This is a genomic window from uncultured Alistipes sp., from assembly GCF_910580175.1.
Taxonomy (GTDB): Bacteria; Bacteroidota; Bacteroidia; order Bacteroidales; family Rikenellaceae; genus Alistipes.
This window is the reverse complement of the sequence record NZ_CAJTXD010000005.1, coordinates 19,042-39,976: the sequence shown is the minus strand read 5'-3', so window position 1 is coordinate 39,976 and position 20,935 is coordinate 19,042. Positions and strand designations below refer to the sequence as shown.

The 20,935-nt window shown below is 57.2% G+C and carries 20 protein-coding genes; 2 read left to right on the top strand and 18 right to left on the bottom strand.

The window, feature by feature from the left end:
• Window positions 1–4: 4 nt before the first annotated feature.
• From QZ298_RS06950 to dnaA, 9 genes are all read right to left on the bottom strand, one after another.
• Complete coding sequence (locus QZ298_RS06950) at window positions 5–391, bottom strand: HIT family protein (protein ID WP_296007235.1); 387 nt, start codon at window positions 389–391, stop codon at window positions 5–7.
• A 464-nt stretch (window positions 392–855) separates the two neighbouring features.
• A complete protein-coding gene (locus QZ298_RS06945; protein WP_296007234.1) occupies window positions 856–1,374 on the bottom strand; it encodes a hypothetical protein in 519 nt (172 codons plus the stop codon).
• Between the two features lie 7 nt (window positions 1,375–1,381).
• A complete protein-coding gene (locus tag QZ298_RS06940) occupies window positions 1,382–3,595 on the bottom strand; it encodes a RelA/SpoT family protein (protein WP_296007231.1) in 2,214 nt (737 codons plus the stop codon).
• 3 nt (window positions 3,596–3,598) lie between these two features.
• Complete coding sequence (gene recA / locus QZ298_RS06935) at window positions 3,599–4,612, bottom strand: recombinase RecA (protein WP_296007228.1); 1,014 nt, start codon at window positions 4,610–4,612, stop codon at window positions 3,599–3,601.
• Between the two features lie 20 nt (window positions 4,613–4,632).
• Window positions 4,633–5,106, bottom strand: coding sequence for a thioredoxin-dependent thiol peroxidase (bcp, locus tag QZ298_RS06930; protein WP_296007224.1), 474 nt, complete (start codon window positions 5,104–5,106; stop codon window positions 4,633–4,635).
• Between the two features lie 204 nt (window positions 5,107–5,310).
• Window positions 5,311–5,526: a hypothetical protein gene (locus QZ298_RS06925; RefSeq protein ID WP_296007221.1), complete on the bottom strand. Its 216-nt coding sequence runs from the start codon at window positions 5,524–5,526 to the stop codon at window positions 5,311–5,313.
• 189 nt (window positions 5,527–5,715) lie between these two features.
• Window positions 5,716–5,940: a hypothetical protein gene (locus QZ298_RS06920; protein ID WP_363323883.1), complete on the bottom strand. Its 225-nt coding sequence runs from the start codon at window positions 5,938–5,940 to the stop codon at window positions 5,716–5,718.
• The gene (locus QZ298_RS06915; protein WP_296007219.1) at window positions 5,937–6,830 is read right to left on the bottom strand and encodes a YafY family protein; all 894 of its coding nucleotides are present in this window, start codon (window positions 6,828–6,830) and stop codon (window positions 5,937–5,939) included. The genes QZ298_RS06920 and QZ298_RS06915 overlap by 4 nt, the downstream gene beginning before the upstream one ends.
• Before the next feature lie 285 nt (window positions 6,831–7,115).
• On the bottom strand, window positions 7,116–8,525 hold the full coding sequence (gene dnaA / locus QZ298_RS06910; RefSeq protein WP_296007216.1) for a chromosomal replication initiator protein DnaA: 1,410 nt from the start codon (window positions 8,523–8,525) through the stop codon (window positions 7,116–7,118).
• 227 nt (window positions 8,526–8,752) lie between these two features.
• Here dnaA and QZ298_RS06905 point away from each other — a divergent pair, with 227 nt between their 5' ends.
• Window positions 8,753–10,495, top strand: coding sequence for a phospho-sugar mutase (locus QZ298_RS06905; RefSeq protein WP_296007214.1), 1,743 nt, complete (start codon window positions 8,753–8,755; stop codon window positions 10,493–10,495).
• A 250-nt stretch (window positions 10,496–10,745) separates the two neighbouring features.
• Here QZ298_RS06905 and QZ298_RS06900 read toward each other — a convergent pair whose 3' ends face one another.
• The 9 genes from QZ298_RS06900 to dapB form a co-directional block, all read right to left on the bottom strand.
• The gene (locus QZ298_RS06900; RefSeq protein WP_296007211.1) at window positions 10,746–11,069 is read right to left on the bottom strand and encodes a nucleotide pyrophosphohydrolase; all 324 of its coding nucleotides are present in this window, start codon (window positions 11,067–11,069) and stop codon (window positions 10,746–10,748) included.
• 166 nt (window positions 11,070–11,235) lie between these two features.
• Window positions 11,236–11,883 carry an O-methyltransferase gene (locus QZ298_RS06895; protein ID WP_296007208.1) on the bottom strand — a complete coding sequence of 216 codons (648 nt, stop codon included), beginning with the start codon at window positions 11,881–11,883 and terminating at the stop codon, window positions 11,236–11,238.
• Window positions 11,884–11,890: 7 nt separating this feature from the next.
• Window positions 11,891–12,490, bottom strand: a complete 600-nt coding sequence (locus QZ298_RS06890; RefSeq protein WP_296007202.1) for a type 1 glutamine amidotransferase family protein — start codon at window positions 12,488–12,490, stop codon at window positions 11,891–11,893.
• Between the two features lie 8 nt (window positions 12,491–12,498).
• Window positions 12,499–13,071 (bottom strand): YdeI family protein, encoded by a 573-nt coding sequence (locus QZ298_RS06885; RefSeq protein ID WP_296007198.1) that lies wholly within the window; start codon window positions 13,069–13,071, stop codon window positions 12,499–12,501.
• Between the two features lie 3 nt (window positions 13,072–13,074).
• Window positions 13,075–14,289, bottom strand: a complete 1,215-nt coding sequence (locus tag QZ298_RS06880) for a pitrilysin family protein (protein WP_296007196.1) — start codon at window positions 14,287–14,289, stop codon at window positions 13,075–13,077.
• 3 nt (window positions 14,290–14,292) lie between these two features.
• Entirely contained in the window at window positions 14,293–17,079 is a 2,787-nt protein-coding gene (gene uvrA / locus QZ298_RS06875; protein ID WP_296007193.1) for an excinuclease ABC subunit UvrA, read from the bottom strand.
• Between the two features lie 21 nt (window positions 17,080–17,100).
• Window positions 17,101–17,697, bottom strand: a complete 597-nt coding sequence (locus QZ298_RS06870) for a YigZ family protein (RefSeq protein WP_296007190.1) — start codon at window positions 17,695–17,697, stop codon at window positions 17,101–17,103.
• A 2-nt stretch (window positions 17,698–17,699) separates the two neighbouring features.
• Complete coding sequence (lepB, locus tag QZ298_RS06865; protein WP_296007188.1) at window positions 17,700–19,052, bottom strand: signal peptidase I; 1,353 nt, start codon at window positions 19,050–19,052, stop codon at window positions 17,700–17,702.
• Between the two features lie 26 nt (window positions 19,053–19,078).
• A complete protein-coding gene (dapB, locus tag QZ298_RS06860) occupies window positions 19,079–19,837 on the bottom strand; it encodes a 4-hydroxy-tetrahydrodipicolinate reductase (RefSeq protein ID WP_296007186.1) in 759 nt (252 codons plus the stop codon).
• 236 nt (window positions 19,838–20,073) lie between these two features.
• On the opposite strand from dapB, the gene truA reads away from it, so the two are divergent.
• Window positions 20,074–20,850: a tRNA pseudouridine(38-40) synthase TruA gene (truA, locus tag QZ298_RS06855; RefSeq protein WP_296007183.1), complete on the top strand. Its 777-nt coding sequence runs from the start codon at window positions 20,074–20,076 to the stop codon at window positions 20,848–20,850.
• Window positions 20,851–20,935: the final 85 nt, after the last annotated feature.

Below are 20,935 nucleotides of genomic sequence, written 5' to 3'. Positions count from 1 at the left end.
GTCCCTATTCGGACAGCTTTGCGGCTATTTCTTGGAACTCTTCTGGCGTCAAATGGAGCTTTTCTCGATGGAAATCGACGTCGTTTTCGTCTTGGATCGGGATCAGATGGATGTGTGCATGCGGAATTTCCAAGCCTAAAACGACTAATGCTACCCTTTTGCAGGCTATTTCGCGTTGAATTTTGGCTGCGACCTTTTTAGCAAAGATCATCATGCCTGCGAGGGTGCGATCCTCCAGGTCGAATATGTAGTCGATTTCTTGTTTGGGCACTACCAGCGTGTGGCCTTTCGTCAGTGGATTGATGTCCAAGAAAGCGTAGTAGTTTTCGTCTTCGGCGACTTTGTAGGATGGAATTTCGCCGGCAATGATGCGTGAGAAAATAGATGCCATAAGGAATATTGTTTGATGTGATTCGTGTTTTTGTCTGTCGTATGCTGGAAATTGTGTGGAGCGAGTGTGTGAGGGCCGAATCGAAGTGTAAAGATGCGCCCTCCCTGGTCATCTACCCTGTCCGGGTTTTATGGATGAATGGTGTTCCGACGATGATCGTTTAAAACGGCTGGAACTGCGTTCGGATGCAGTTTAAAAACGTTTGGAGTTGTGTTTGCGGATTTTGCTGTTCGAGAGAATGAGCGCCAAGTATATATATCCTATGAGTAATACAGTGCTTGCGGCGCGGCTGAATGGCAATATGTCCGTTGCTACCAGGGTATCCCAGACAATCGTTACTGCGCCCCATAGTCCAAGCATGCGGTATTGGCGCCGACGATTTCTTGGGGCTTTTTCTGAAGCCTGGGCGGCGGGTTTAGTCGCAATGTCGGATGCCGCTGGGTGCCGGCCGGGTGTTCGGTGCATTATTCGTCGAATTTCGGGTGTAGAATCTCGGACATGATAATCGCCTGTCGCAAGTCGAAATCTTCATTGAGGGTAATTTGCGGGCGTGCTGGGGCTTTTTCAGGCGATATGGCCGTTACTTCTTTTGCCGATGGGTTGCGGTGCAGGGCGTGTGTTGTTTCAGTCTCGATCGTGTTGGAGCCGATTCGGGGAAATTGCGTGGCGCGATGGGCTTTTGCGGCACGCTGAGAGACTCGGGACGGTGTCTTGGGTAGGTGTCGGCCGACTGGATAGGCTTCGTTTGCGCGCTCGGAACGTGAATGCGCCGAGTGGGCCACATCATGCAGCTCGGTAGCGGGCTGACGGCGGTTCGTTTGTGGTTTCGGCGAGGGCATATGCGTGGTCGGCCATGCTTCGCCGGGTATCCCTTTGGGGATTGCGGCACCTTTTTTCGCAGTTTTCTTCGATTTGGACACTCCGCTGTAAATCAGTGCGCCCAAGGTTGCTAATACCCAGATGATGGGGCCGAAATCTTCCATATGCTTGTCAGTTCATGGTGCGTTTGACGCTTTCGATGCCTTTGATCTTGCGCAGTTTGTCCATCACAGCATATAGGCCTTCGGCATCCTTTACATAAAGGCTGATGCCGCCTTCGAATATGCCGTCATGGCTGTGGATGTTCACTTCGCGGATGTTGATGTTGAAATCGTCGCTCACGACTTTCGCCAGGTCGAGCAGCAGCCCCATGCGGTCGATGCCGCGCAGCTCGATGGTAACGAGGTAGGACATGGCCTTGTGCTGCGACCATTTGATTTCATCCTTGACGATATTTTTGCCATATTGCGAGGCCAGGCGGTTCAGTTCGTCGCAGGCCGCTTTGTGAACGATGATGTCGCCCGTCGCCGGATCGCGGTAGCCTACTACCTTGTCGCCCGGAATCGGGTTGCAGCATTTGGCGATCTTGAATTGAGGTTCTGCTTGAGACGATTCTTGTAATATATTTTCGTCCAATGTGTTGTCGTCGAGACCGTTGTCGGATTTCTTGGGGATGAAAAGCGTCCAGAATTTCAGCACCTTGCTTTTCGAGTTGACTTTCAGCGCTTTGTCCAGGTCGTCGAGTTGAATGATGCCGGCGCCGATCTTGCTGTATAGCTCTTCCTTGTTGTTGCATTTGTAGATGGGGACGATCTTGCGCAGTACGCGGCCGCTCAAGTTGATGTTGAGTTTTCTCATCTCGTCTTCGAGCAGCTGCATGCCGCGTTCGATGTTGTTCTGTCGTTCGCGCTTCAAGAAACTTTTGATCGCCTGCTTGGCTTTGGCTGTCGTTACGACTTCAAGCCATTCCGATTTGGGGCGCGCATTGTCCGCCGTGATGATTTCGATCTGGTCGCCGTTGTTGATCTGCGTAGTGATCGGTTCGAGCTTGTGGTTGATCTTGGCGCTTATTGCGCTGTTGCCGATCTTCGAGTGTATGTCGTAGGCGAAGTCGAGGGCTGTTGCTCCGAACGGCATCTTGCGCGGCTCGCCCTTGGGGGTAAAAACTACTATTTCAGATGTATATAGCGACAACTTGAAGTTATCCAGGAAGTCGACTGCATTTTCCGTCGGGCTGTTCAGCGCTGCACGGATTTGTTTCAGCCACTTGTCGAATTCGTCTTCGTCCTGCGAAATGGTCGCATGTTTGTATTTCCAGTGGGCTGCGAATCCGCGTTCGGCGATGTCTTCCATGCGCTGCGTGCGGATCTGCACTTCCACCCACACGCCGTCCGGCCCCATGACCGTCGAGTGGAGCGCCTCGTAGCCGTTGGCCTTGGGCATCGATATCCAGTCGCGCAGCCGATCGGGCTTGGGGGTGTAGATGTCCGTAATGGTCGAGTAGATTTGCCAGCACTGGGTCTTCTCCGAGGGGAACGACAGCGGCTTGAATACGATGCGTATGGCAAAAAGGTCGTAGATCTCCTCGAACGGTATCTGCTTGCGCTGCATCTTGCTCCAGATCGAGTAGATGCTCTTTACACGGCCCGAAATCTCGTAGTTGAAGTTGTCTCGGTTGAGTGCCGCGATGATCGGGGCGTTGAATTTGTCGATGAATTCTCGGCGCGAAGCCTCGCTTTCCTGCAACTTTTGCGTGATTTCGGCGTATTGCTGCGGGAAGCGGTACTTCATGCAGAGGTCTTCCAGCTCGCTCTTGATCGAGTAGAGTCCCAGCCGGTAGGCCAGCGGAGCGAAAAGGTAGATCGTCTCGCCCGTGATCTTGATCTGCTTGTTCATGGGCATCGCCCCCAGCGTGCGCATGTTGTGCAGGCGGTCGGCGATCTTGATGAGGATTACCCGTACGTCGTCCGAGAGGGTCAGCAGTACCTTGCGGAAATATTCGGCCTGTTCCGACGTATCGGCGTTGAAAACGCCCGACATCTTTGTCAGCCCGTCGACCATCGATGCGATCTTCGGCCCGAAGATGCGCTCCATGTCCTCGACCGTGTATTCTGTGTCCTCCACTACATCGTGCAGGAGCGCCGCCACGACCGATTTCACGCCCAGACCGATTTCGTCCACCACGATCCGGGCTACTGCAATAGGATGCAGGAGATACGGTTCGCCCGAGCGGCGCCGTACTCCTGCGTGAGCTTCCTTGGCCAAGAAAAAGGCACGTTTTATAAAATTCCAGTCCTCGTCGTTTTTGCAGATGTTCGTGCACGAGAGCAACAGGGCGTCCCATTTTTCCTTGATCAGGGCTTCATCCTCGGCAGTATATCCCATAGTTTATTCTTTGGGGGTCCTCATCGCTTCGCGTACCTTTTCTTCGATTTCGGCAGCGAGCGCCTCGTCGTTTTTCAGCAGCTCCTTTACCGCGTCGCGGCCTTGGCCGATCTTCTTGTCGCCGTAGGAGAACCACGATCCGGCTTTCTTGATGATGCCGTAATCGACGCCCAGATCAAGAATTTCGCCAATCTTCGATATACCCTCGCCGAACATGATGTCGAACTCCGCGCGCTTGAACGGGGGCGCCACCTTGTTTTTTACCACCTTGACCTTGGTGCGGGTGCCCAGCTGCTCCTCGCCGTCTTTGATTACGGACATGCGGCGGATGTCGATGCGCACGCTGGCGTAGAATTTCAGGGCATTGCCGCCTGTCGTGGTCTCCGGATTGCCGTAGACGATGCCGATCTTGTCGCGCAGCTGGTTGATGAAGATGCACACGGTCTTGGTTTTCGAAATGCTCGACGTCAGCTTGCGCAGTGCTTGCGACATCAGACGGGCTTGCAGGCCCATCTTCGAGTCGCCCATTTCGCCTTCGATCTCGGCTTTGGGCGTCAGCGCCGCTACCGAGTCGATCACGATGATGTCGATGGCGCTCGACCGGATCAGCGAGTCGGCGATTTCGAGCGCCTGTTCGCCGTTGTCGGGCTGCGAGATCAGCAGGTTGTCGACGTCGACGCCTAACTTCTGGGCATAGAAGCTGTCGAAAGCATGTTCTGCATCGATGAAAGCCGCGATACCCCCCGCTTTCTGGGCTTCGGCGATCGCATGGATCGCCAGCGTCGTTTTACCCGACGACTCGGGGCCGTAGATTTCGATCACGCGCCCCTTGGGGTAGCCGCCCACGCCCAGCGCCGTGTCAAGGGTAATCGACCCGGTGGGGATCACGGGGATTTCGTTCACTTCGGTGCTGTTCATGCGCATGATCGAGCCTTTGCCGAAGTCTTTCTCTATTTTTTCCATTACCGCGTTCAAGACTTTGAGCTTGTCCGCGTTCACTTGTGTTTTTTCTGCCATTATGGTTGAGTTTTTTTTGATTATTTGCTTTGCTGCGAATGCCACTCCAGGATTTGTCCGTAGTGGTTCTTGGTGTCTACCTTGTCGAAAATCTTTTCGATGCGACCCTCTGCGTCGATGATGAACGTCGTGCGCAGGATACCCATGTATTTGCGTCCGTACATCGATTTCTCGGCCCATACGCCGTAGGCTTCGGCCACCGAATGGTCGGTGTCGGCCAGCAGCGTGAAGTTCAGATCGTGCTTGGCGCAGAAGTTCCGGTGCGATTTCTCGCTGTCGGGGCTTACGCCTATGATGCGGAACCCTTGGCGCGCCAGCTCGGCTTTGCCGTCGCGCAGGCTTTGCGCTTCGAGCGTGCAGCCCGAGGTGTTGTCCTTCGGATAGAAGTAGAGGATCACGCGTTGGCCGCGCAGATCCGCCAGTGTCAGCGGTTCGCCGTCCTGGGTCGTCGAGCGGAAGTCGGGCGCTGCCTGGCCCGGTTGCAATTTAGTCATTGTCGTTCGAAAAATTAGGATGACCGATAGCGCGCGGGTCGAAAGCCGTGTTGCCGCAGACCCGAATCTATTTTTACAAAGATACAAATAAGCGAGCGCAAAAGCAAGTTTACTTGCATTTTGCCGAGCGGGAGTATCTTGGGCGTAGCCAAAGATAGTAAAAATCTTTTTCGTGCGATGTCTCGTGTCCCTCTTTTTCGCGCTTCAGTCCCAGGCATAGGTCACTTCGATCTGTTCGTTGAATTCTTCCTGCGTGGTGTTGAGTCTTTTGCGGCAGGCCGGGCAGCGGATGGCCGTCTGGGTCTCGACGAAATCATCGCCGCAGCCGATGCAGGGCGGCAGTACGCCGTAGCCCGGCTGCATGTAGTGGTCGAATTGTGCGCCGCAGTGGCGGCATCTGATCGTGTAGGCTGTTCCCATCGTTCGTTGGTTTTTAGTGGTTCCTTTTTCTTGCGGTTTTCCTGCCGTGGCAGAGCGATCGTCTCTGTTGGGGCTTGATGAAACCTTTCACGATGCAAAGGAACAACCTGTGTGTGACAAGTTATGACACAATGTTGAAATAATTCGTTTTTGCGAAAAATACGCAGGAAAGGGGGCGCTGGCTTCGATTCAAAGTTTTCTTGCCATTTCGAATTGTTTGCCTTTGAGCGTAAAGGCTGCGATGCGGTCTCCGTCGAATGCCGCGAACGAGAGTTCGGGCGCGAAGCCCCGGCGGCGGAGCATCTTGTTCAGTTCTTCACGTCCGGGGTGGATTTCGTAGTCGGCGAAGGCTTCGTAGAGGGTGTCGAAGTCGGTGTCGGTCAGAGAACGGATTTCGATAATGCGTTGTTTCATAGTTTGTTTTCGGCCATGTAGCGGCGCAGGTGCGCCACCAGTTCGGGCGAGTCTACGATGCGTATGTCGTCCAGCAGCCCGACCACGAAGCGGCCGATGCCGGCCATGCCGGCCACTTCGGTGTCCAGCAACCAGCGCCCCTCTCCCTGCGGACGGATGTCGCGCTCGGCCAGCGGGTATTCCTCGCACAACAGGTTGTAGGCCAGCATGCCCAGTTCGAGGCGCACGCGGTGGCGCGTCTCTCCGTGGATGCGGAATGCGTCGATGAAGCCCTCGCGGTGTTCCGCGGCGTATTGCCATGCGCCATCAAGGGTTACCGAGCCGATGCGGGAGGTTTTGAACAGCTTGTTCTGTCCGTCCTCGGGATCGTAGCACCACACTTGCACATAGTTGGTCGTGAAGGCGAACGGCTCTACCCTGCGGTCGCGCACCTCGCCGCCGTGGGCCGACTGGTAGCCGTGCAAGATCGCCTGGTGCTGCTCCTCGATGGCTTCGATCAGGGTACGGATGTTCGGGGCGTTCTTGCCGCGCACCACCGTGTCGGCCAGTGTTTTGTTGTCGTAGACTGAGTAGAGTTTGCGTTTGAGATTCTGTTTCAGCAGGTTGGTGTCGTCGATGTTTTCGATGGCGCTTTTCAGAATCACGGCTTCTTCTTCCGTGAAGTGAACCAGTTGCGAAATGTCGCGGAAATGGGGCGACTCCTTGTCCAGGCGGATGCAGTCGCCCGTTTTCTTGATGACGAATCCCGCTTCGCGGAACGTGTCGATGTAGCGGTAGACCGTGCGGCGCGACATGGAGAGCCTCTCGGCCAGTTGATCTACGTTGTAGGTCGTGTTGGCCGTGAGCAGTTTCATCAGCCGCAGCAAGCGTTCGAGTTTGGGTTGATCCATGAGACGAAAGTACGAATAAGCCGAATACAAAACCAAACTTATTTGGATTTTGTTGAGATGGAGTATCTTGGGTAAACCCGAAATATAAAAAGCCATGACAGAACGGTGTCGTGGCCCATAAATTCCATCGGGAGGTGGCGATTTTCGTTCGTTGGATACGAGGTGCTTCTTTTTGTAATGGTTCCGGGAGCTTCTTTGTGACGGTTTCGGGGAGTACACTCCTTTTTGCGTCACTCCTCCCGGATGTCTTTCTTGCAATGGGTCTGCCGCTCCCCTCTCGGTTTTTTAGTGCGCCAATATTTTCTTTTCGATCTCTTCGACCTGGTTGCGGAACGACTTGTCGGTTTCCAGCAGGTTCGTCACAGCCTTGCACGAATGCAGTACCGTCGCGTGGTTGCGGCCGCCGATCGACGCACCGATGGTCGTGAGCGGCGCCTTGGTATGTTGCTTGGCCAGGTACATGGCGATCTGGCGCGCCTGGGCGATTTCGCGCGTGCGTTCGGTCGAATTGAAGCGGGCGAAGTCCAGCTCGAAGTGCTTGCACACCACGTCGATGATGTGGTCGATCGTGATCTCTTTCTGGTAGAGCTTCACGTAGACTTTCAATATCTCCTTGGCCAGCGACGGGGTAATCTTGCGGCCCAGGAACGAGGCATTGGCCACCAGCGACGAGAGCGCACCCTCGATTTCGCGCACGTTGGCCGAGATGTTGTCGGCCAGGTAAGCCACCACTTCGTCCGATATCTGGGCGTTCAGACGCTGCGCCTTGGCCCGGATGATCTTGAGCTTGGTTTCGTAGTCGGGCGTATCGAGGTGTGTCGAAAGACCCCACTTGAAGCGTGTGAGCAGGCGTTGTTCGATGTCTTTCAGCTCCACGGGCGGCTTGTCCGACGTGAGCACCAGTTGCTTGCCGGCCAGTTGCAGGTGGTTGAAGATGTTGAAGAACGCGTTCTGCGTACCCGTTTTGCCGGTCAGCTCCTGGATGTCGTCGATAATCAGCACGTCGATCATCTGGTAGAAATGGATGAAATCCGGAATCTCGCCGTTCTTGTAGGCTGTCTGGAACTGCGCCTGGAACTTATTCATCGAGACGTAGAGCACTTGCAGCTCGGGGTGGCGCTGGCGCACCTCATGGCCGATGGACTGCACGATGTGGGTTTTGCCCAGTCCCGAGTCGCCATATATATATAAGGGGTTGAACGGCGTGTTGCCCGGATCGATCGCCACGGCCATGCCCGCCGAACGGGCCAGGCGGTTGCATTCGCCCTCGATGAACGTGCCGAACGTGAGGTTCGGATTCAGCTGCGGGTCGATGATGATCTTTTTCAGCCCCGGAATTACGAAAGGATTTTTTATATTTGCAGTGTCGGTCTGGGTGTTGAACCGCGAAATGGCCGTCGTGTCGGCATCAGCTGCCACGCTCGCGGGCGCCGTTGCACGGGGTACCGCATAGTGCAGCCGGGTCTGCTGGCCGTAGAGCTGCGAGATGATCGGCTTCAGGAACGGGATGTAGTTCTTCTCGATCTGATGGACGTAGCTCTCGTTGGGCACTTTCAGACGCAGCGTCGTGCCGTCGAATTCGAGCGGTACGATGGGCTGGAACCACTTCTTGAACTCCTCGGCGGAAGTCTGCGCCTTGATGCGGTCAAGGCAGTTCTGCCACATATCGCTATATGTCTGCGTGTTGGTCAACATGATGGGGGTTGCACTATTTTTGATGCGACAAAGTTGTGAATAAATTCGCAGAAAAAAGATCGGAAATCGGTTGCAAATAATCTTTTTTTATATATAGAAAAACAACGTTTTCCGGAACCGAAATTTTAACTCGCTGATATTGAATAATCGAATTTTAATTAGTATATTTGCATATAAAATTTTTAGAACGGATCGATTTCTACCTATAAATAAAACTAATGAATCTTATGGCAAACGAAGAAGAACAATTGGTGCTGCAAAAGGCGCAGTCGTGGCTCGACGGTCAATATGACGAGGCGACTAAAAAGCAGGTCAAGTATTTGATGGACAACGATATGAAGGAACTCGTCGAGAGTTTCTACAAAGACCTCGAATTCGGTACGGGCGGCTTGCGCGGCATCATGGGCGTGGGGTCGAACCGCATGAACATCTATACGGTGGGCGCTGCGACGCAGGGCTTGGCCAACTACCTGCGGAAGAACTTCGCCGGCGAGCGCATCCGCGTAGCCATCGGCCATGACAGCCGCAACAATTCGCGCATGTTCGCCGAGCATGTCGCCGATATTTTCGCATCGAACGATTTCGATGTTTTTCTGTTCGATTCGTTGCGTCCGACGCCAGAGTTGAGTTTTGCCATCCGCGAGTTGAAATGCCATTCCGGCGTCGTCGTCACGGCTTCGCACAATCCCAAAGAGTATAATGGTTACAAGGCCTATTGGACGGACGGTTCGCAGGTTACCGCTCCCCACGACAAGAACATCATCGCCGAGGTGGAGAAGATTACCAGCGTCGATATGGTGCTTACGGGCAAGAATCCCGGTAACATAACGATCCTTGATGAGAAGTTCGATGAGATTTATTTAAATAAGGTGCACGAACTCTCCCTCTCGCCCGAATGCGTCAAGAAGCACCACGACATGAAGATCGTCTACTCTCCCATGCACGGTGCCGGTGTGCGTCTGGTGCCCGCTTCGTTGAAGAAGTTCGGATTTACCAACGTCATCATGGTCAAGGAGCAGTCCGTTATCGACGGCAACTTCCCCACCGTCGAGTCGCCCAACCCCGAGGAGAGGAAAACCATGTCGATGGCTATCGACCTTGCTGCCAAGGAGGGGGCCGATCTTGTGCTCGCCACCGATCCCGACTCCGACCGTATCGGCGTCGCCCTGCGTAACAAGAAAGGCGAGTACGTCCTGCTGAACGGCAACCAGACTTTGGTGTTGTTGATGAGCTACCAGCTTACCCGCTGGGCCGAGCTGGGCAAGCTCGACGGCAACCAGTATGTTGTCAAGACCATCGTCACGTCGCAGATGGCCAATGCCGTAGCCGAACATTTCGGCGTCAAGTGCTACGATTGCCTGACCGGTTTCAAGTACATCGCCAAGATCATCCGCGAAAACGAGGGTAAGGCCAAGTATATCGGCGGCGGCGAGGAGTCGTTCGGCTATCTGGCCGGCGACTACGTGCGCGACAAGGACGGCGTGTCGGCTTGTTCGCTTGCAGCCGAAGCTGCCGCCTGGGCTATGGATACGATGGGGCTGACGCTCTACGAGTGGTTGCAGGAACTCTACGTCAAATATGGTTTCTACCGCGAGGGGCTGGTATCGGTTGTCCGCAAGGGCAAGGAGGGCGCCGAATTGATCCAGAAGATGATGGTCGACTTCCGCGCCACCCCGCCCAAGACCATCCTCGGGTCGCCCGTTGTCAAGATCAACGATTTCCTCTCCTTGGAGCAGACCGATGTCAAGACGGGTGCCAAAACTCCTATCGTGCAGGATAAGAGCAACGTTTTGCAGTGGTTTACCGAGGACGGCACGCTTGTTTCCGTGCGTCCGTCGGGCACCGAGCCGAAGATCAAGTTCTACTTCGGTGTCAAGGCTCCGCTGGCTTCCGTTGCCGAGTTCGATGCCACCTTGGAGCAGCTCGACGCCAAGATCGAGGGCATCAAGAAAGACCTCAAGTTGGAATAAACACCTTGTTTATTCTCTCCCGGCATCCGCTTTTCAGCGGGTGCCGTTTTTGTTTTTATCAAGTTGAAGTGTCTGTGAGGAGCTGTCATTCGAAGACGTAGCCGGAAGAATCTTCGTTCTATAACCCGATTCACGTTTAACCACTCTTTTGTGGCGAGTGTAGCGACGCAGCACTTTGGATAGTCGCAGAAACCAGTCTTTGTTTTCTGTATTCGGGGTGCTTTGGGTTTTCCTGGTGCCAGCCGGTGCGTTATTTCAGTTTTTCATTCCCCTTGTGGCGTTCCTTGTCGCGGGCGGTTTTCTTGGCGAAGTTGGCTTCGAGGGCGGCCGTGAGGTCGACGCCCGTCTGGTTGGCCAGGCACACCAACACCCACAGCACGTCGGCCATTTCGTCTGCTAAATCGTTTTTATCGCCCGTCTTGAAGGATTGATCGCCGTAGCGGCGGGCTATCACGCGGGCCAGCTCCCCCACTTCTTCGGTCAGACACGCCATGTTGGTCAGCTCCGAAAAGTAGCGTACGCCGTATTCCTTGATCCAGGCGTCTACCCTATCTTGCAATTCTTTGATTTCCATATTGTTTGTTTTTGAATAGATTGCGGCTCGACGAACCGCGCGAGCCGCAGTTTTTCGTCAGCTCCGGTTCTTTGTTGTGGCACTTGCCCGGGCTGGCTGTGGAGCTGCGGCTTTTCGACGCAGCTCGATCCGTCGAAAAGCGTTTCCGGAATTTGCTGCGGTTGCTCTACTTTATCCTTACGATGTTCAGCCCGTCGCGGATCGGTACGATGACATTCTCCACCCGCGGGTCTTCCACTGCCAGGCGGTTGAACTCCAGCAGCGCCTGCGTGTGGCGGTCGTTGGGGGCTACGGGTTCCACCACTTTGCCCGACCACAGAATATTGTCCGCTATAAGTATCGTTCCGCTGTGTACCAGTGCTTTGCCGCCATCGTCGCCCAGCAGCATCCGGTAGTAGGCCGGATATTCGCGCTTGTCGCCGTCGATGAATACAAGGTCGAATTGCGTGTCCAATGTCGGGGCGACTTCCAGCGCCGAGCCGATGTGCAGCCGGATTTTCGATCCGTGGAGCGAGCGGTCGAAATAGCTCTGCGCCATTTCTTCCAGTTCGTCGTCTACCTCGATCGTGTCGAGCCGGGCGTCTTCTTCCAGTCCTGCGGCCATCGAGAGCGCCGAGTAGCCCGTGAAAGTGCCGATTTCCAGCACGCGCCGCGGCCGCAGCATCCGCACGATCATCTCCAGCAGGCGTCCCTGCACGTGGCCCGACAGCATGCGCGGTGCGATCATCCGCTGGTGTGTCTCGCGGTCGAGTTGGCGCAGGAGTTCTGCTTCGGGTTCGGTGTGGTCGTGTATGTAGCGTTCGAGTGCGTCCATCCGTGTGCTATTTTGCGTAAAAACCCCGTTTGTTGAATTCGTATGATGCCTCGATCGCTTCCGTCGTGTCGGCGTCGAGCGCCAGCAGGCATTCGCGCGTGAACTCCAGGTAGCCCGAGCCGTTGGCCGTCACGATGTTGCCGTCGCGTACGGCTTGCCGTTCTTCGTAGTGCGCCGCACCCGTATAGCGTTCGCCGCCCCACTTTTGCAGCATCTCCACCGTGTTGCCCGTGTGGCGAACATCGTTCAGAAAGCCGTGCGCCGCCAAGAACGAGGCCGCATTGCAGATGGCCCCCACCAGCAGTCCGCGGCGTCGCGCTTCTTTTACCACCGGGACGATCTTTTCCGCTTCGGGCGTATCCCAGTTCAGGCCGCCCGCAAGAATTACTCCAGCACACTCCGTCGGTAGTGGCCCGGCGGCATAGTCCGGTGTTACGCTCATGCCGCCCAGTGAGCAGACCGGCGCGCCGTCGGGAGTCATGTATTTCACTTCGCAGCAGGCCGGATGGCCCGGCATGACGCCCCCGCGCAGCGCCGGGGCCAGGAAAGCGGCTTCCCAGTCGGCGAACCGGTCGAGCAGCACGATGATGATTTCTTTGTTTTGCATTCCAGGTATCAGTATGATAGTAATGTTCCTCCGTCGTTCCAGTCGCCGTACATGACGTTATGACGGGTGTTGTTGATGAATTTTTGGAGCCGCATCTCGAAGAGTGCCGCGTTTTTCCTCACGCGCTGGATGTTGTCGATCCTCACGCGCCGATAGAGCACGGGAAAGGCTTCGAAGTTCCGCCACACGGCTGCGTCGGCTTTCAGCCGGCAGAGAATGTCGTCTGCGATTTCGAACCCGCGTTCGCTCATGTCCGGCAGGACTTCGCGTCCTGCGTCGGTCATCAGGCCTTGTTTTTCGAGCCGGCGGCAGCGTTCCTTGTTGAGTTCCGTCCAACGGCTCCCTTTTTTTCGGGGCGACAGCCGTTGGAGCGGGACGCCGCCGTCGTTCTTGCAGGTCGAGTCGATCCAGCCGAAGCATAGCGCTTCTTCCACCACGTCGATGTAACGCAGCGTGCCGGCTGGTGCGTCGGCCGCCCGCGAGCATACGACCCAGCATTCTTTTTCGCTCCGGGCGTGCTCCGCGAGCCACAGCCGGAGGGCAGCCCGGTGTTCGAAACGGTAAATCCGGTCGGGTTGCATCGGCTATCTGTATGTGAGCCGGGACATTCCGGCGAAGATTTCTTCCGCCGTTTCAGTAAGTTGCTCGGCCGTCAGTGCCCGGATTTTGGAGTAGACTTGTTCCATGGTCTCCATTTCGGAGTGAACCAGCAGGCTCTTGCCCGCACTCAACATGTAACTCTCGTTGCTCTCGCTTGATATGGCCAGTTGGGCGATGAACTGTTTCTTGGCCATCGATAGCTGGCGCGCGGTAAGGGGCACGGTGCGCAGTCGTTGCAACTGACGTTCGATCAGTTCGACGCATTGCGTTTCGTTGGCATGTTCCGAGCTGAAATAGATTGCCGCCAGTCCGCTGTCGACATAGGGCGTGTAGCTCGCTTCGATGTTGTACGATAAGCCGTGTTTTTCGCGTACCTCCATGTTCAGCAGCGAGTTGGCCGAGGGGCCGCCGAGGAGGTTGACCAGCAGCGCCAGCGGCAGCCGTTTCGGGTCTTCGATGCCGTAGGCCCGGCTGCCTATGATGCAGTGGGTCTGGTGGGTATGTTTCGTTACGGTTTTCTCGAACGGCGCCACCGCCGGAGGGAGCGTCCGCTCGAATCCGCGTGCCGTGGCCGGTTGTCCGCCGAAGTAGCGCAGTGCTGTCGCTTCGGCCATCTTGGGCGAAAAGTTGCCGATCGACGAAAAAACCATCCGGTCGGTCGTGTGGGTGCGGGCCGTGAACGAGCGGATCGCGTCGCCGTTGTAGCGCATGAGAGCCGCCTTGCGCCCCAAGATGTTGTGTCCCAGCTCCGAATCCTCGAACAGCATCTCTTCGAACGTGTCGTAGATCATGTCGGCCGGCGAATCCTTGTAGGTGTTGATCTCGTCGACGATGACCTCCTTCTCGCGTTCGATTTCGCGCTCGGGGAAAGTCGAGCGGAACGCGATGTCGGCGATCAGCTCGGCAGCCTTGGTAAAGTCGCCGCGCAGCGTTGTCGCATGGATCGTCGTCTCTTCCTTGGTCGTGAAGGCGTTCAACTCGCCCCCGAGGTTCTCCAGCCGGCAGTTGATCTGCCAGGCCCGGCGGCGCTGCGTGCCTTTGAAAAAGGCGTGTTCGGTCAGGTGGGCCAGGCCATGCTGATCGGGGTGCTCGTCGCGGCTGCCCGCTCCGATGACCAGCGCGCAATGCGCCACTGAGCCGCGCACCTGGCGATGGATGCCCCGAATGCCGTTGGGCAGCGTGTAGGTGTGGAATTCCATCGGTTATTCGGTTTTGCGGCGCAGGAAACGGCCCGTGTGGCTTGCGGCGCACTGCTCCAGCTCGCGGGGCGTGCCCTCGAACACGATGCGGCCCCCTTCGCAACCCGCCTCCGGCCCCAGGTCGATTACCCGGTCGGCGCATTTGATGACGTCCATGTTGTGTTCGACCACGACGATCGTGTGTCCGCGTTCGATCAACGCGTCGAACGCTGCCAGCAGTTTCGAGATGTCGTGGAAATGCAGACCCGTGGTCGGCTCGTCGAAAATGAACATCACGCCGCCGCCCGTCTGTTCCTTGGTCAGGAACGACGCCAGCTTCACACGCTGGCTTTCGCCGCCCGAGAGCGTCGAGGAGGACTGTCCCAGTTTGATGTAGCCCAGCCCCACGTCCTGCAACGGTTGCAGCCGCTCGACGATGCGGCGGCACGTGGTGTTTTTCTGGTCTTCGCCGAAGAAGGCGACGGCCTCGTCGACGGTCATTTCCAGCACGTCGCAGATCGCTTTGTTGCGGTATTTCACTTCGAGCACTTCGTCGCGGAAGCGGCGGCCGCCGCATGTCTCGCAGACCAGCTCGACGTCGGCCATGAACTGCATCGACACCTTGATGACGCCCTCGCCCTGGCACTCCTCGCAGCGTCCGCCCGCCGTGTTGAAGGAAAAATGGGCCGGAGAGAGTCCGTTGTGCTTGGAATAGGGTTGGTCGGCGAAAAGTTTGCGGATTTCGTCGTAGGCCTTGATGTAGGTTACCGGATTCGAACGCGACGACTTGCCGATGGGGTTCTGGTCGACCATCTCCACCGATTTGAGCAGCTGCACGTCGCCCTCCAGGGAGTCGAAGTCGCCTGGTTTGGCACCTGTGTCGAAAAGCAGGCGCCGCAGCGCCGGGTAGAGGATGCCCTTGGCCAGCGACGATTTGCCGCTGCCGCTCACGCCCGTGATGCAGGTCATGACCCCCAGCGGGATGCGCACGTCGATGTTGCGCAGGTTATTCTCGCGGGCGCCCTTGATCGTTATCGAGTGGCTCCACCCGCGTCCGGTGTCCGGCGGGACGATCGCCCGGCGGCCCGTCAAGTAGTCGGCCGTGAGGCTCTTTTTGTCCTTGAGCAGCCGCGGCAGCGGGCCGCTGAAGACCACTTCGCCGCCGTTGTATCCCGCCCGGGGGCCGATGTCGACGATCCAGTCGGCGGCGCGGATCACTTCTTCCTCGTGCTCCACCACGATGACCGTATTGCCCAGGTCGCGCAATTGTTCGAGCACTTTGATGAGCCGGTGCGTGTCGCGCGGGTGCAGGCCGATGGAGGGTTCGTCCAGAATGTAGAGCGAGCCGGTAAGGTTGCTGCCCAGCGAGGTCGAGAGGTTGATGCGCTGGCTTTCGCCGCCCGAAAGGGTCGACGACAGCCGGTCGAGGGTCAGGTAGCCCAGCCCCACGTCCGAAAGGTATTGCAGTCGGTTGCGGATCTCCACCAGAATGCGCGCCGCCGTCTTTTCGTCGTGGGCGTCGAGCGTCAGTGCTCGGAAGAATGCGATCAGTTCGTCGACCGGCATGGCGACCAGCTCGCCGATATTCCGGCCGCCGACCCGTACGTAGAGCGCTTCCTTGCGCAGGCGCGAGCCGCCGCATTCGGGGCATAGGGTCTTGCCCGTATAGCGGGCCTTCATCACGCGGAACTGGATTTTGCGCCGCTCGGAGTCGATGTAGGCGAAGAAGTCGTCCAGTCCGTGGAAATATTCGTTGCCGCGCCACAGCAGGCGTTTCTGTTCGGGCGTCAGGGCGTGGAACGGCGTGTGGATCGGGAAATCGAACTTGTAGGCATTCTCGACCAGCTTCTCTTTCCAGCGGCGCATCGTCTCGCCCCGCCAGCAGGCTACGGCATCTTCGTAGATGGTCTTGCTTTTGTCCGGGATTACCAGGTCTTCGTCGATGCCGACTACCTTGCCATAGCCCTCGCACCGCGGGCAGGCTCCCAGCGGGTTGTTGAAACTGAACAGATGTTCGGTCGGCGGCTCGAATTCGATGCCGTCGGCCTCGAAGCGCGAGGAGAAAGTTTCTTCGCCCCGGTCGGTCGCTACGATGCACGTTCCGTTGCCGTAGGAGAAAGCGCGGGCCACCGAATCGCGGATGCGGGTTTGCGTGTCGTCGTCGGTCGCCACGCGCAGACGGTCGATGACTACGAAAAAATCTTCGGCTTTCGTTTCGGGGCCGATTTCGGGCAAGATGTCTTCGATCAGGCGGGTTTCGCCCTTGGTGCGGACGCGCATCAAGCCGTCGGAGAGCAGCAGCGTGAGCTTTTCGATCAATCCCTGTCCTGCCGTCAGCAGAATAGGAGCTGCGATTACCGTCCGGCTCCCCGCTTCGAGCGCCAGGATGCGGGCCGCCACGTCGTCCACGCTGTAACAACGCACCTCCTGACCCGACACGGGCGAAAAGGTGCGACCGATGCGCGCGAAGAGCAGTTTCAGATAGTCGTATATCTCGGTTGTCGTGCCTACCGTCGAACGGGGGTTGCGCGTGTTGACTTTCTGTTCGATGGCGATCGCCGGGGCAATGCCCGTGATCGCGTCGACGTCGGGTTTGCCGATCTTGCCCAAAAATTGCCGGGCGTAGGCTGAGAGACTCTCCACATAGCGGCGCTGCCCCTCGGCGAAGATCGTGTCGAAAGCCAGCGTCGACTTGCCCGATCCCGACAACCCCGTGACCACCACCAGCTTGTTGTGAGGGATCTCTACGTCGATGTTTTTCAGGTTGTGAACCCGTGCTCCTTTAATATATATGCAGTTCTCGTGTTTCATTGCGAAAAGGAAATCCGAAAATCATGAACCTATGTTTCCGCCTGCTTTCTTGAGCCGCTCCTCCAGCTCGTCGGCCCGGCTTTCGCGGATCGTAAGTTCCATCGTGCAGAGGTTGTCGAAGCGCTGGGAACGGATCGCGGGCTGGCACTCCTTGACCGCCCGCATGATGTCGTTCATCGCCATGTAAGGGAACTCTACCGATATCTCCCGGTCGACCGTGCGCTCCACGACCGTGGCTGCTGCGATCGCTTCGGCCGCCGATTCGCGGTAGGCGGCGATCAACCCCGGAACCCCTAATTTCGTGCCGCCGAAATAACGCACTACGACGATCAGCGAGTCGGTAATTCCTGCCGAAAGCATCTGTCCCAGAATCGGCTTCCCTGCCGTGCCCGAGGGTTCGCCGTCGTCGTTGGCCCGGAAGCGTTGGCCGCCAGGCCCCAGCCGCCAGGCGTAGCAATGGTGCGTCGCATCGAAGTAGCGTTTGCGCAGGGCTTCGAGATACCCGCGGATCTGCTCCTCGTCCTGCACCGGGTAGATGTAGGCCAGAAACTTGCTGCTGCGTTCGCGCGAAGCGGCTTCGGCCGGGGCTTCGATCGTCAGATAGGTGTCTGCGGCCACTCCTATCTCACTTTTTTGAAGAGCCGCTGCCAACGGATGTTCATCGGGAACGACCGCTCCTTTTCGAGCGACAGCCAGACGAACGAGGCTTTGCCCACGATATGGTCTTCGGGCACGAAGCCCCAGAAGCGCGAATCGGCCGAGTTGTGGCGGTTGTCGCCCATCATCCAATAGTAATCCATTGCGAAAGTGTACTCTGTGGCGGGAACGCCGTCGATGAGGATCGTGTCGCCGTCGGTCGCCAGCGTATGGCCTTCGTATACCTCGATGATGCGGCGGTAGAGCGGCAGGTTTTCGGGCGTGAGCGCCACTGTGGCTCCTTTCTGCGGAATCCAGATCGGGCCGTAGTTGTCCTGGCTCCAGCGGGGGGTGTCCCACTGGGGGAATACCTCGCTGTTGGGCGGGCAGATGTAGCGGCGCACCATCGTCACGTTTTCCAGCCTGCGGAGTTCTTCGGCGGCCTTGTCCGTGAGGAACATGTCGTAGCCCATGCGGTTGCCTGAATATTCGCGGATGCCCAACTTGTCGATGGCATATTCTGTCAGCGGCGAAGTGACCTGCACCAGATATTGATGTTGGGTGCCGGGCACGGGTTCCTGGGGCGCGCCGTTGATCCGCACGTCGCCGTTGCGCACTTCGAGCGTGTCGCCCGGCAGAGCCACGCAGCGTTTGATGTAGTTTTCACGCTTGTCCACCGGACGGCTGATGACCGTATAGGTGTCGTTGAGCCGGCGCCGCCCCTCCTCCTTGCCGAACGAGGCTTCGTAACTGCGCAGGACATCGTAGTAGGTCGCAGCCTGATTTTCCAGCAGCACGGTGTCGCCCGCCGGAAAGTTGAACACCACCACGTCGTTGCGCTTGATCTTGCGCAGGCCCTTGAGCCGATGGTAGCGCCAGCGGATGGCGTCGGAAAACGATTTTTTGGTCTGCGAGAACGGCATCGTGTGGTGCACGAACGGGAACGAAAGCGGCGTGTTGGGCATCTGCGGGCCGTAGGTTATCTTGCTGACGTAGAGGTAGTCGCCTACCAGGAGCGACTGCTCCATCGACGAAGTGGGGATGACGTACATCTGGAAGATGAAGATGTGTACCAGCGTGGCGACGATCGTGGCGAAAAGGATGGCGTTGACCCATTCGTAGACAGCCTTGTAGGTTTTGCTGCGCCGGCACCATTCTGCGTTGCGGCTCCACACATGACGGTAGAACCAGCGCGAAATGTAGAGGTCGTAGATGATCGGGAGTCCCAGCAGCAACCAGAAGTTGCCTGTCCAGACTACGAACCAGAGGGTGTAAAGCGTGGCAGCGAGTCCGAAACCCACCCATTTGTTGCGAAGTATCTTTCTGAGTTTTTCCATATCGTTCCAACGCATTGCATGCGGTTTTATTTCATCAGGTCGTCCATTCCGTAGACTCCTTTGCGTCCGCAGAGGAATTCGGCCGCCACCACGGCGCCCAGGGCCAGCGTGCGGCGGTTCTTGATCGTGTGGCGCAACTCGATGCGGTCGTCCTCCGATTCGTAGAGCACAGTGTGGATGCCGGGAACGGCGCCCTCGCGTACGGAGCCGATGACAAGCCGGTCGGCCGCCGCCTCGTCCGGACTGGCTATGCGGTTGGCGGCATGTTCGATGCCAGGAGCGTAATTTACCCACCCCTTTTTCGCTGTCAGGTGCTCGATCACGTCTTCGGCCAGCGTAATGGCCGTGCCGCTCGGAGCGTCTTTTTTCTGGGTGTGGTGCACTTCGTCGATCCGCACGTCGTAGGCCGCGCCCAGACGTTCGATCATCGCCGCCAGTTCGCGGTTGAGACGGAACAGCAGATTGACGCCCAGGCAATAATTCGAGGCATAGAACATCGCGCCGTTGCGCTGGCGGCAGAGCGCCTGCAATTCAGGCAGCCGTTCTGTCCAGCCTGTCGTGCCGCTCACTACGGGTGTGCCTGCTTCGATGCAGGTGCGGATGTTGGCATAGGCCGTCTGCGGCGTGGTAAACTCGATCGCCACATCGATGCCGGCAAGATGCGTTGCATCCAGTTGCGAGGTGTTGTCCGTGTCGATGACCAGAGCCGTTTGATGGCCCCGTTCGGCCAGTATGCGTTCGATTTCGCGGCCCATTTTGCCGTAGCCGATGATCGCTGCTTTCATGGTTGAGTTTCGGTTATCTTTGCAAAATTACGAATTTTTCTCGGAATATCGGGTTGGGCGGCTTCGTTTTTATTTGCGGCTGCCGTTGGGGTTCGAACGGCGGCTTCTGCCGATCGCCGACCGGCCCGATTCCGCATGCGGCCGACCGTCTCTCCTGTGGGGGCGGTAAGGCCGGTGCGTGCAGAAATAAATAAATTTGGTTCTGCGTCCGACATGCGTTATCTTTGTCTTCGGTTATGCGTTACTTTCTTGAACTTCGTTATAATGGCGGGGCTTACTTCGGTTGGCAGCGGCAGCCCGACATGCCTACCGTGCAGCAAACGCTGGAGCAGTCGCTGACTACCCTTTTGCGCGAGCCTGTCGAACTGACCGGCGCGGGACGTACCGATACGGGGGTCAACGCATCTTATTATGTGGCGCATTTCGATGCGATGCAGCCAGTCGATGATCCGCAGCGGCTGCTTTACAAACTCAATTTCATGCTGCCCGGAGACCTTGCCGCCGACACCCTGACGCCGGTTGCCGAGGGGGCGCATGCGCGGTTCGATGCCCGAGAACGTGAATATCGTTATTTTATCGAACCTCGTAAGAATCCTTTCACGCGTCATGTTTCGTGGCAGTATCATGTGCCGCTGGATGTCGCACGCATGAACGAAGCGGCGGCCATGCTGCTGGAATATGACGATTTTACTTCTTTCGCCAAACTCAACTCCAACAATAAGACCAATCGTTGCCGCATCATGGTGGCCGCATGGGCAGTCGACGAAGCGGGTGTGCTGTGTTTCACGATCCGGGCCGACCGTTTCTTGCGCAACATGGTGCGGGCCATCGTCGGCACGCTGGTCGATGTCGGCCGCGGACGTTATACGCCGGAGGAGTTTCGGGCCATCGTGGCGAGCCGCGATCTTTCGCGGTCGAGCGCCGGTGCTCCGGCCCAGGGACTATTTCTTAGCGATATACGCTACCCTGCCGATATTTTCGCACGCCGAACATTCCGCAACATGCTGTTTTGAGGAGCGCGCCGATTGTGCGATTCGGAGAAAGATCGTGTCGATTGGGGCGAAAACTTCGAACATTCAGTGTGCTAAAAATAAAAAA